The following is a 12,021-nucleotide window of genomic DNA, read 5'->3' on the forward strand; positions in this document are numbered from 1 at the left end:
AGGGGCTGTTACGCAACTTCAATGAGAAATTTACAAAATGTGGTGAATAAAAACCAATGCTGCAAATCTTTATAAGCGATATTAGGCTTGCTAACTACTCCGTAAGACGTCCCTAGATTGGCGGCGTTGGTCACTGATTTGGTAAAAATCTAACTAATAAAGATACTAGCTATAGGCAGTCATTGGCCTACTGCATTTCCTTGATCGTCCTTACCTTTGCAAAACGACGCCGCCTTTCGACTTTTCGGTGATAGCACTAGAGGTGTTAAGCAAGCGTCAAGATATACAGGTATCAATCTGTAGATTCTCTTATTCTTGACCTAAAACATCAACGTGATACAGAGTCCTCGATTATTATCTTGACTTAAAATGGTCGCAGTAGCGGCATTCATAAAGACGTCAATACCTGCTTGCTCGCAGATTGATTTGACGATAGAGAGTCCTAGTCCCGTTCCTTCCACCGTTTGTGAGTTCTGACTGGCACTATCTGATCTCGATTTATGGGTATCATCACTAAATTGTTCATCGCTATTTGATAGCTGATTAAGCCGCACAAAAGGCTCAAACGCATTTTTATACTCATTGGGATGAATGCCTGCGCCTGAATCTATTACCTGTAATACCAATCTACTGTCTAATACTGTAGACAAATTCTTTAATTTTCCAGAGTGAATGACATGTGTACCAAAATTATAGGGCGCATCTACAGCGGATTTATGTGAGCTGTCCGAGTTTGGTTCAAGCGGATATAGTTTCACAATGACTTGACCATTAGCTGGCGTATAAATAATGGCGTTTTGGATAAGGTTTTTGACGAGCATTAATAATGAAGTCTCATCTATATTTACTTTGCTATTAGGTTGCAGATCAACGGTCAGCTCGATATTTTTATGATCAGCGATAGGAATGAGTAAGCCAATGACTTGCTCGACAATAAATTTGACGTTGGTCGGGGTGTACTCATCTTCCAATGCAATATTAATATTGCCAGCTCGAGCGAGTGTTAATAACTGCTCGACCAAACTTTGATTACGCTTTAGACGCACAGCCAGTTTATCTAACCCTTCTGACATAATCTTATCATTAGCAATACGTTGTAATCGTTGTAGCTGTAATGAGATGGCAGTCAGCGGCGAGCGCAGTTCATGGGCAGCATCTGCTATAAAGCGTTGTTGACGCTCGATGCTACTCTTCACCATCGCCAATAATCTATTTAAGGATTCTGCTAGTGGTAGTAACTCAGAGGGCAGCCTATCAATCTGTAGAGGACTTAGATCGTTCTCATTACGCGCGCTTATTTCATGATGTAATTGGCGCACAGGCTTCATCATTCGCCACATGATAAAAGGCAGCAGAATTATTAGGAAGGCGATACCGATAATAAGGGGTAAAAAAGACTGTAGCGCACTGGCCTTCGCCAAATCGTCTTGTAGTTCCGTTTGTTGACGCAAGATAAGTGCAACTTTTTCATCAGTATCTAAGGATTTAATCTTCACGTCATTTCTGTAAGTTCGCCAAGAATGACCGTCAATATCTTGATCGCTTATGCCTAGTGGAATATCAGATAGTAACGCCATCGGTATAGGTTCTGAGTAATCATGCTCATCATCACTATTATCATTGTCGCTATCATCGGTTTTGTCGTTCTGATAATCTTGTACTCTATTATCGGGTGGAGCAGAGAGTATGATGATATCAACGGTAATAGCACCATCATCGTCATCGGTGTCAAAGTGAATGTTGCTGCGCGCACGATCACTCTTATCTGAAAGAGCTGCATTGCTACTTAAACCACTGATATCAAGTGACTGCTCTAACAACGCGGCTGTATTTTTCAAGTTATCATCTTGAAAGTCACTTATCTCGTTATAGCTATACCAAAATCCATAACCACCTGCGACGATAGCCAATAATAATAATGACAAAACAGACCAAAAAATGAGTTGGAATTGTAGGGAGTTTAACAGCTTACGGAGTTTAGGCATCTCACTTCACTTCTAGCAATGATAACGCGTGTTTTTGAGTGGTTCGCTTAACGTTAGACATTGCTGATATACCACCCAAGTCCTCGAACATTTTTGATTCTATCTTGTCCGACCTTTTTACGTAAGCTATGAATTAAGAACTCAACGGCGTTGCTTTCAACTTCATCGCCCCAGCCATATAAAGAATCTTCCAGCGCATTTTTAGACATGACTTTTTCAGGAGATAGCATAAAGGTGGTGAGGAGCATATATTCTTTTGCGGTCAAATCGATAGGGTCGCCATCCATCATAACGCGTTTGTGCGCGGTATCTAGACTTAGATTGCCAACGGACACTTGATTGTCAGCTTTGCCTTGAGAGCGTCGTATCAACACCCTCATACGTGCAAAAACTTCGCCTAATTCAAAAGGCTTGACGACATAATCATCAGCTCCTGAGTCCAATCCTGCAATTCTATCTTTTAACTGATCACGTGCGGTGAGTATCAATACCGGTATCTCAATCTTAGCATCACGAATAGCCGTTAATACGCCCATGCCGTCAACCTCTGGCAGACCTAGATCTAATAGAATAATATCATAAGGTTGGACTTTCAGCGTCAGAATAGCTTGACGACCATCCTTAACCCAGTCGACCGTATAGGCTTCATCTTGTAATGCTTCGCTAAGACTTTCGCCAATCATTAGGTCATCTTCAACCACTAATACTCGCATTAAATATCCTTACCTATAAAGCCTATATTAAAATCTGAGACGTCCAGCGCGACTGTTTTAGTCATCGCTGTCTAACTGGCTAATAATAACCCGACCTGACGTGCTATCGACAATTAAATCATATATCTGCGTGCCCTTAGAATATGATTATGTATTTAGCACTGTTAATCAATCGTTACGATGAATCTTCCTTACATTAGATTTATAAAATTGCTTTCATTTTTAGTGCCCTAAATACGTGGATTATGATTTCTGACATTTTTAGCGATTTGATATAGCGTCTCCATTAGTGTTGGCGCCTAGATAATGTATCAATAAAAAAGCAGCAACTAATATCTATTCTATTGAGATATCGGCTACTGCTGTGCATTAAAATTAATGACTGGTTTAGTTATAACCATCTATGCGATTATTGTCTAAATATTTTAATGAATGCTATTAGTAATAGTCAGGTCTTAATATACTAGTTTTTTTTAATTCTAATCTTCTCTATCCATCTGACTGCTCAGAACCTTACCAGTATTGGCGTCTACGCTCACATCATATTTCTGATTGCCTTTGACCACTTCGATATCATAAATAGATTGACCTCTTTCTAAATCGAATGTAGCCGCTATTACTTTGCCGTTCACGCTTTGAGTGGCTTTTTGTATAGCACTATTCATAGAGACTTTGGCTTGCTTCATGGCGCTATATTCAGCCATGTCTTCTCTATCTAATTTTTCTTGTTCAGATCTAAGTACTTTGCCAGTATCGGCATCAATTTTTACTTCGTAAGAAGTGCCATTTGCGACGAGCTTAACTTCGTATTCATTAGTCGCATCATCGTCGTCATAGTCAAACTCTGCACTGACAAGGTCGCCTTTAGCATTTTGTTTGGCTATAGTGATCGCCTGCGCTAGGCTAATTTTACTTTGCATGGCACTGACGGCTTCACTTGAAATTGTTGCAGCTTTAGTATTGAGGATAGGCGCTGCGATAGCAGCTGCACTGACACCTGCAACAGTAAGGGTAATGATTGCTGATTTGGTTAGTGTTGATAAATTTTGCATGAGGATCACCTTTATATTAAGTTTATGTCTGACAGTCCGTTTATTGATTTTGTCAGCTACCTTTTGGGTATGGATCTATAATACGGAATAAGACATAGGAGAAACTTAGCGGGAACCAGGGGTTTTATTAGCAAGTAAATATAATACATACTGTATCTTTAATGGTATTCAGCCGTTACTTCATATTTAACTCGAATACCATGTTTAACTTGAATACTATATTTTGAGGATGATAATGAAAGCTATTTGCAAAGGTATCAATGATGTCAGATAAATTTCTAGAAAATACGACACTGATCACGTATTCATCTTCGCAAGTGTCAGCAGCACCATGTAACGACATCGTAAAGCGTAAGTATTATTCTGCCAAATCTGATGAAGAGCACTACTATCTAGCGATAGTCAATAATATCGAAGTCGCAGATCATCATACTTACTTTTTTAAGGTTGAGTTGACTCATTACTGTCAGTTATGTGTCAACTTTTGAATTTTAAAAGCGGTATTACGATAATTTAACCCCGTCAGGCACCGCTGCCTGACGCAAGTGAATTTGCCTCCAATATATTCTAGACGGCTCACAAATAATCATATCAGTAAGACAATTTTGCTAGCATCACCTATCCATATCTCAGCGATTATGGTGTTAAGGACTATGATAATGAATTGTTAGCATAGGCAAGACTTTAAACTGAGTGCAGTATTTAAGGCTACTTATATATGGACTTCATTAACTCAACAGTACCGCGCATAGACCGACAACCGCCATAATACGTTGAACAATCAAACTGTCTTGCAAGTGAGTGTTTAGATAGGTAGCAACGCCTTTGCCGACAGTATATAGACCTAGCATGGCAACAATCATACCTATAAAAAATCCAGCAGTATTACTGTTTGCAGGAACTTCAATGGCGTGCGCCGCACCATGGAACATAGCGAGTGCACCAAAGCCAACGATGGCTAAGTTATGCCATGTTTTGACTGAGGCTTCATTGCTTTGATTCAGTGAATTGTTAAAGTAGCGGCTCATAAGCGCCATGGTGAGTAATATGATAGACAGTACGATACCGAATTCAATAAATACGCTGTTCAAGCTCACACTTAAACTCAGTACAAATCCTGTTACTAGACCAATTAACAGTGCTATAAGGCCTTTTTTAAAACTGTGTATCTGAGTAAATAGCAGGCCCATACCTAGCGCTAACATAAGATGGTCTAACCCAGTTAAAGGATGCATGATACCAGACAATACTGAAGTGCTAAATGAGCCTTCTGCTGCTATCGAGCCATGCCCAGGGTGAGCCAATGCGAGTGTTGGTAGCAACGATAACAGTGCAAAGCCACTAATTATTGCCGCTTTGGTGTTGAAAGCGCTATATGTCATAGTTTGTGATATTTTTATTGTCATGATACATCCTTAATGAGGAAACAAATCGATATAAAAACTGACTGATAATCCGCTTATCCGTCAGCAGTTCGTAAAGCAGCTATTTATTTCATAATATAAGACATTATAGGCAATATTCTACGCCGCATTTATCATGCCTTTATCTAATATAAAGGCAACAATGTCATCAAGGCCTTCGCCTGTTTTCATGTTACTAAAGACCACAGGTTTATCGCCGCGCATTTTTTTGGCATCACGTGCCATAACTTCAAGTGACGCGCCTACGAGAGGGGCGAGGTCAGTTTTATTGATAATGAGTAAGTCCGATTTCATGATGCCAGGCCCCCCTTTACGAGGAATTTTATCGCCTGCTGAAACATCAATGACATACAAAGTTAAGTCGGACAGTTCTGGGCTAAAAGTTGCTGCCAAATTGTCACCACCCGATTCGATAATAATAAGTTCGAGACCTGTGAATTGGGCTTGTAATTCGGCAATGGCAGATAGGTTAATTGAGGCATCTTCACGAATGGCAGTATGTGGGCAGCCACCGGTTTCTACACCGCGAATGCGCTCAGCTGGCATGGCCTCATGGCGGGTTAAAAATTCAGAGTCTTCTTTGGTATAAATATCATTGGTCACTACTGCCATATTGACGTCATCCCGCAGGCGTTGACATAGTCTTAGCGTTAATGCTGTTTTTCCTGAGCCAACGGGACCGCCAATACCTAGACGAAGAGGAGACAGTGTCGTGTCTAGATTTTTGTTTTCGACTTTAGGTGTCAGTGCCATAAATAAAGTTCCTTTATAAGTATGATGTAAATAGTGATTAAGAGCGAAATAAACGGCTGTATTGCCTTTCGTGCTGACAAGACAGTATCGCTAAATTTGGTAGGTTAGCGGACATATGTAGCTGTTGATAAAGTAGATTCAGCTTTACGTTAGCCTCTAAAGGCATATCTTGAACTTGCAAAAATCTTCGCTTGACGTTGGCCGCCAATGCCTGTATTTGCTGACTTAATAACTGTTGTAACTGCCAAATAATGCGCTGTCCTGCCATTTGCCCAAGCGGTACGGTCTTGACCGCAGCCAACACCATATTTTCTATTTGACCAAAGGCGTAGGTGGTTATGGCTGGTACAGGCTTAAGCTGCCAGTGCGAGCTGATATGGGCAAAGAGTGGCAAAAACCCATGGGCAAGTAAGCTGTCAGGCACGTCAAGCTCAAGGACATCACCAAGCCATGCTGATAAAGAAAGAGCCAATTGGCTTGACTCATAGACAAACTCTTTGCTTTCACGGCTGGCATGGTAATCTGCACCTAAAGCGTCAGCAAGTGCAACGTCATCAATCATAAGTGCTTCAATCATAAGCGCCAGTAGCGGTAGCTCATACCGACACAATGCCAGCTCCAGATAGTCACTCATAAACGCTAAACTACTGCTTTCATTATAAATTAGCCCTGACTCAATAGCGGGTTCTATGCCTTGCGAGTAGGTATAACTGCCAATAGGTAGGTTACTTGAAGCCAGCATTAACAGACGTCCAGTTACCTCTGTATTATGCAGATCATTTATACCTTGTACTGTACGGGTAGTCTGCTGTGAGTGTGTGGCATGATTAGTCATGAGTATGCTCATGATGGCTATGAGCGTCAGAGTGATTATGCTGATGGTTATCGCTATTTTCCTGAGCATGGTTGTGGTCACGATTGTGACCATGAGAGTGTCCACCAAGGTCGCCTTTATAGGCACCAGTCTCTGGTTCAAACGGCGCTTGTACGGCTTGGGTATGTAGTCCAAGTTGATGTAACATCGCTTCTAAAACATGATCAGGCTCAAAGTACAGGGCTTTAGGTGTAATCATTAATGGCACATGACGATTACCTAAATGGTAAGCGCTTTTCATAAGGTCAAAACCATTATCAGCAGTCACTTCGATTAAGGCTTGATTAGCGGCCATAATCTGTATTAGGTTGCCTTGATGGTCTGCTAAAACACTGCTATTTTTAATAGTTTCCGTACGTGGCAAGTCAACACCAATGGTTTGGTGGTGCTGTGTTTCTGCCTTAAAACGGCTACGCTGACGGGTGTCAAAATCTAAATATAAAAAGTTTTCTGCCTGTTTTTGCCTATCAATAATCGCTTGTTGTTCAGCGCTTAGGGTTGATTGGTCAAGACGTTGCGTATAAATGTTCATAATTGTGTTTACAGTCCGTTAAAGTAGATGATTCATAGCTGATGGGGAATTATCAGCACAACAATAAAAACCAGTTAGAATAAAAAGTAACGCTGTGCCATCGGTAGATGTTCCGCAGGCTCACAGGTTAATAGCTCACCATCGGCATATACTTCATAGGTCTCAGGATTGACCTCCATATTGGGACAGTAGCTGTTAAACTTCATGTCTTGTTTGCGTACTTGGCGGATGTTATGTACTGCTTTAATGACTTTTTCTAGTCCTAATTGCTTGTCAACGCCTTTGTCTATCGCAGCGCTTGACATAAAAGTCATGCAAGTTTGCGCCACTGTTTTGGGAAAGCTACCAAACATGCTGCGATAATGCACAGGCTGCGGGGTAGCGATGGAAGCATTGGGGTCGCCCATGGGCGCTGCCGCAATCAAACCGCCTTTTATGATAAGGTCAGGCTTTACCCCAAAAAATGCCGGCGACCATAAAATTAAATCTGCCCATTTCCCTATTTCAACTGACCCCACTTCATCACTAATGCCATGAGTGATGGCAGGATTTATGGTGTATTTTGCGAGATAGCGTTTAATGCGAAAATTGTCATTGCCGCTATCAGAGTCAATAGGACTTAGCATGATATGCGCTAAGGATTGCTCAGTTTTAGCCGATTGATCAGGAGCCAAGTGACCACGTTGTGCTTTCATCTTATCAGCCGTTTGCCACGTGCGAATAATGACTTCTCCCACGCGTCCCATCGCCTGCGAATCACTACTCATCATGGAGATAGCGCCCATATCTTGTAAAATATCTTCAGCGGCAATGGTCTCTTTACGAATACGGCTTTCTGCAAAAGCCACATCTTCAGCAATGGCTGGGCTTAGATGGTGACAAACCATGAGCATGTCGAGATGCTCGTCAATGGTATTAATAGTGAAAGGGCGCGTTGGGTTGGTTGATGAGGGTAAGACGTTGGTTTCAGCAATAGCTTTTAAAATATCTGGTGCATGACCACCGCCAGCGCCTTCGGTATGGAAGGTGTGAATACAGCGGTCTTTAAAGGCGCCTAGCGTACTATCTAAATAACCGCTCTCATTTAACGTGTCAGTATGAATAGCAACTTGCACATCATATTTTTCAGCCACGCTAAGGCAATTATCAATAGCTTTGGGCGTGGAGCCCCAGTCTTCATGCAGCTTAAGCCCGATAGCACCCGCTTCAATCTGCTCTACAATGGGGGCGGGTAAACTGACGTTGCCTTTGCCTAGGAGTCCGATATTCATCGGAATAGAGTCGGTCGCTTTTAGCATGCTGTGAATATGATAAGCACCAGGAGTGCACGTTGTGGCTAGAGTACCTTCAGCAGGTCCCGTACCACCACCTAACATCGTAGTCACACCAGACATTAGCGCCGTTTCACATTGCTGCGGTGCAATGAAGTGAATATGGCTATCAACTCCGCCAGCAGTTAAGATTTTACCTTCTCCTGCGATGATTTCGGTAGCTGCTCCGATAGGCAAAGTGATATTGGGCTGAATATCAGGGTTACCGGCTTTACCGATACCGCTAATGCGGCCTTCTTTGATAGCGACATCTGCCTTATAGATACCGCTGTAGTCCACAATCAAAGCATTGGTGATAATAGTATCGGCAACTTGGTTACCCAGTAGCTGTGATTGACCCATACCATCGCGGATAACCTTGCCACCACCAAATTTAACCTCTTCACCAATGCTGATGCTATCAGTATCAGTACGTTGGTCAATATGACTGGTCAAATCGTATTCAACCTCAAGCCATAAATCCGTATCTGCCAAGCGTACTTTGTCCCCTGTGGTAGGGCCAAAATGCTCGGCATAAATACGTCTGTCAATGCGTTTTTGGGAAGTGTTTTTGGTTGCTTTGACAACAGCTGGCCCCATGACTTTTCCCGTAAAACCATAGATGTGTTGTCTACCGGCGATGGCAACCAGCTCAACTTCGCGCGCTTGTCCTGGCTCAAAGCGTACAGCAGTACCAGATAGGATGTTTAGTCGGTATCCAATTGTTAACTCTCGATCAAAGCTGAGTGCTGCGTTTACTTCAAAGAAGTGATAGTGAGAGCCGATTTGAATAGGGCGGTCGCCAGTATTTATTACCGTTATGGTTTGGACGTATCGCCCAGCATTCAAAGCCATATCGCCTGCTTTAATATTATATTCGCCTGCTTTTATTGTCATTTTTATTATCCTTAATTATCTTATCGCATTAGCTACAATTTAATTTCAAAGCGCTTTTTGTTTGATACCGTTTTACTAGTAGGTTATATCGTTCCTTAGTGTGACTCATTACTAGCGCAGGGACTCGCCAGTAGACAGCGAGATACACAAACAAGCTATACGATGGGATTATGCACCGTGACAAGCTTAGTACCATCAGGGAAAGTGGCTTCAACTTGTACATCGCTTATCATTTCTGCAATACCTTCCATGACGTCATCGGCAGAGAGATAGGTGGCTCCCTCGCTCATTAGTTGCGCTACGGTTTTGCCATCACGCGCGCCTTCCATCAGTAACATGCTGATATAAGCGATAGACTCAGGATAATTAAGCTTGACGCCACGATTTTTGCGACGTTCCGCCACCATGCCCGCCGTAAATAGCAAGAGCTTATCTTTTTCTGTGGGATTTAATTGCATAAAGCTTCCTTAATAATTATTGTTCTTTGAAAGTTATTAACCGTTTTTAATCTTTATAAAATAAATATGCTAAGTAGAGTCACTCTGGTTTGATTCAGCATTGTTTAAAAATGAGAGTATGTAGCAGTACATGATATTAGGTATCCCAAATCCTTGGTCGATGAGGCTCAAGCGCATACCATATAGACCGTACAAGCTCGCGAATTTGATAAAAAGCCTCAAAGCAGGCACGCACATCTGCCCCTAGATAACGGCAATTGATACCTTGAAAATTGTGAGTACAGTGAATGGGTAGTGACTGCGTATCAATGAGACTGCGTATCTCGGTAATAGTGGAATCTAAATACTGACCAAGCTTGAGCGGATTATTCTGTAGTTCTGGTGCAATGACCTCGGTGCTAGGTATTGCCCAAAAAGAGCCATGAACATGTTGATTATTCAGTCCTAATGGTGAGGTAAACCAGCGGGTATTTGCTTGCTGTGAGGTGCATTCACTGACTAATAAATGGCCATCACGCCATATCTCCAAGCGGTTGGCATAATGACCATTAGCAAAAGTCTCTTGATGCGCTTGACGTCCAAATACCGCAATATCCCAAGTTAACAAACTTGCCGTCTTAGCTAAATAAAAGCGATTATTGGCATTAGAGTCGGAATAATCGTAATAAATACTTTCTTGAGGTAGCCATTCAAGAATAGCGTGGTCATCGAGGCGGGCGTCGATATATTGTTCTGCGCTGACGGCCTCGTTTAAAGTATTGTCGATAAAATGGAAGCAGGAGCTATTGTCGAGAGGATGGTCAAAGTCGTTGCTAGTTGTCGCTTGGGTATCCTCGGTAGGTTTTGATAAATCGTTGGGTTTAGAGGAGCGTAATGATTTGCGTTGCCCATACCATTTGCCGGCTCCAGGAGTAGTAATCACAGCATGGCTATTAGATTGTAGGTTGAATGCCAACGTTAAGCGGTCATCATCAGCAATGCCAGCAGGAGGATACAACACATAAATATGGCAAATCCCTGCTTGACTATCAGGTTCAGGATACAGCGCACGCTGCACCATTAATGCCCCAGTATGGGCACGATGATACAGCCGAGTTTTTGCAGTATTAGAGGTGCAGTCGAAATGAAGCTGTAGTGAGGATTGCCAAGTCAAAATATAATATCCTTGAAACTATGCAGTATATTGCCAAACCCTAAATCCAATTATGACCACTAATAAAAATATAAGGTATATTATTTTCTCAAAATTTTGTTCAATACGCAGAACCTAGTGGCTGCTAACTAGATTGCCACCAATTCTTGAATATTGTTTTCTGCCATGTCACATCCAGCCCCTTGAGCAACCACTTGTCCTCTAGAAAGCACGGTATAGTTATCGGCGAGTTCTTCAGCAAACTCATAAAACTGCTCGACTAAAACGATTGCCATATCGCCTTTATTAGCAAGACTACGAATGACTCTACCGATGTCTTTAATGATTGATGGTTGAATACCTTCAGTAGGCTCATCCAGTACTAGCACGCGTGGCTCTGAAGCAAGCGCACGAGCAATAGCGAGCTGTTGCTGCTGACCGCCTGATAGATCACCGCCGCGGCGATGTTTCATCTCATCCAGTACTGGAAATATATCATATAAGTGTTTGGGTACTTTACTCGCTTTACGTTGAGAGAATTTCGCCATCCCAATGAGAATGTTTTCTTCAACGGTTAAAGTGGAAAAGATATCGCGTCCTTGTGGCACATAAGCGAGTCCTGCGCGCACACGCTGCTCAGGTGTCATCTTACTAATATCATTACCGTCTAATAAAATTTCACCGGATCTTATTGGTAGAATGCCCATCAAGCATTTAAGCAAGGTGGTTTTACCGACGCCATTGCGACCCAGTACGACGCTACATTCTCCCACCGGTGCGGCGAGGGTGACATCACGTAAGATGTGACTGCCGCCGTAATATTGATTTATAGCATTAATTTCTAGCATATCACTACCTCTATTTTTAGGTCTATTTCTAAGCAGTACTATC

At 42.2% G+C, this 12,021-nt stretch carries 12 protein-coding genes; 1 reads left to right on the forward strand and 11 read right to left on the reverse strand.

Translation table 11 applies throughout. The annotated features are described in order from the left end of the window. Positions 1–320: 320 nt before the first annotated feature. From M917_RS12080 to M917_RS12090, 3 genes are all read right to left on the reverse strand, one after another. The gene (locus tag M917_RS12080; RefSeq protein ID WP_021815143.1) at positions 321–1,925 is read right to left on the reverse strand and encodes a sensor histidine kinase; all 1,605 of its coding nucleotides are present in this window, start codon (positions 1,923–1,925) and stop codon (positions 321–323) included. Positions 1,926–2,038: 113 nt separating this feature from the next. After that, entirely contained in the window at positions 2,039–2,698 is a 660-nt protein-coding gene (locus tag M917_RS12085) for a response regulator (protein ID WP_021815144.1), read from the reverse strand. A gap of 479 nt (positions 2,699–3,177) precedes the next feature. Continuing rightward, positions 3,178–3,750: a PepSY domain-containing protein gene (locus tag M917_RS12090; RefSeq protein WP_021815145.1), complete on the reverse strand. Its 573-nt coding sequence runs from the start codon at positions 3,748–3,750 to the stop codon at positions 3,178–3,180. A 263-nt stretch (positions 3,751–4,013) separates the two neighbouring features. Between M917_RS12090 and M917_RS12095 the strand changes: the two genes are divergently transcribed. Next, positions 4,014–4,238, forward strand: coding sequence for a hypothetical protein (locus tag M917_RS12095; RefSeq protein ID WP_021815146.1), 225 nt, complete (start codon positions 4,014–4,016; stop codon positions 4,236–4,238). Between the two features lie 240 nt (positions 4,239–4,478). Here M917_RS12095 and M917_RS13800 read toward each other — a convergent pair whose 3' ends face one another. The 8 genes from M917_RS13800 to urtE form a co-directional block, all read right to left on the reverse strand. Then, a complete protein-coding gene (locus tag M917_RS13800) occupies positions 4,479–5,156 on the reverse strand; it encodes a HupE/UreJ family protein (protein WP_021815147.1) in 678 nt (225 codons plus the stop codon). Positions 5,157–5,273: 117 nt separating this feature from the next. Next, positions 5,274–5,927 carry an urease accessory protein UreG gene (ureG, locus tag M917_RS12105; RefSeq protein WP_021815148.1) on the reverse strand — a complete coding sequence of 218 codons (654 nt, stop codon included), beginning with the start codon at positions 5,925–5,927 and terminating at the stop codon, positions 5,274–5,276. A gap of 37 nt (positions 5,928–5,964) precedes the next feature. After that, positions 5,965–6,762 (reverse strand): urease accessory protein UreF, encoded by a 798-nt coding sequence (locus M917_RS12110; protein ID WP_051354287.1) that lies wholly within the window; start codon positions 6,760–6,762, stop codon positions 5,965–5,967. Further along, the gene (gene ureE / locus M917_RS12115; protein ID WP_021815150.1) at positions 6,755–7,333 is read right to left on the reverse strand and encodes an urease accessory protein UreE; all 579 of its coding nucleotides are present in this window, start codon (positions 7,331–7,333) and stop codon (positions 6,755–6,757) included. The genes M917_RS12110 and ureE overlap by 8 nt, the downstream gene beginning before the upstream one ends. A 74-nt stretch (positions 7,334–7,407) precedes the next feature. Next, the gene (gene ureC, locus M917_RS12120) at positions 7,408–9,540 is read right to left on the reverse strand and encodes an urease subunit alpha (protein WP_021815151.1); all 2,133 of its coding nucleotides are present in this window, start codon (positions 9,538–9,540) and stop codon (positions 7,408–7,410) included. A 155-nt stretch (positions 9,541–9,695) separates the two neighbouring features. Further along, positions 9,696–9,998, reverse strand: coding sequence for an urease subunit gamma (gene ureA, locus M917_RS12125; RefSeq protein ID WP_021815152.1), 303 nt, complete (start codon positions 9,996–9,998; stop codon positions 9,696–9,698). 136 nt (positions 9,999–10,134) lie between these two features. After that, positions 10,135–11,151 carry an urease accessory protein UreD gene (locus M917_RS12130; protein WP_021815153.1) on the reverse strand — a complete coding sequence of 339 codons (1,017 nt, stop codon included), beginning with the start codon at positions 11,149–11,151 and terminating at the stop codon, positions 10,135–10,137. 128 nt (positions 11,152–11,279) lie between these two features. Continuing rightward, the gene (gene urtE, locus M917_RS12135; protein ID WP_021815154.1) at positions 11,280–11,978 is read right to left on the reverse strand and encodes an urea ABC transporter ATP-binding subunit UrtE; all 699 of its coding nucleotides are present in this window, start codon (positions 11,976–11,978) and stop codon (positions 11,280–11,282) included. Positions 11,979–12,021 lie beyond the last annotated feature (43 nt).

The sequence above is a fragment of the Psychrobacter aquaticus CMS 56 genome, from assembly GCF_000471625.1.
Lineage (GTDB): Bacteria > Pseudomonadota > Gammaproteobacteria > Pseudomonadales > Moraxellaceae > Psychrobacter > Psychrobacter aquaticus.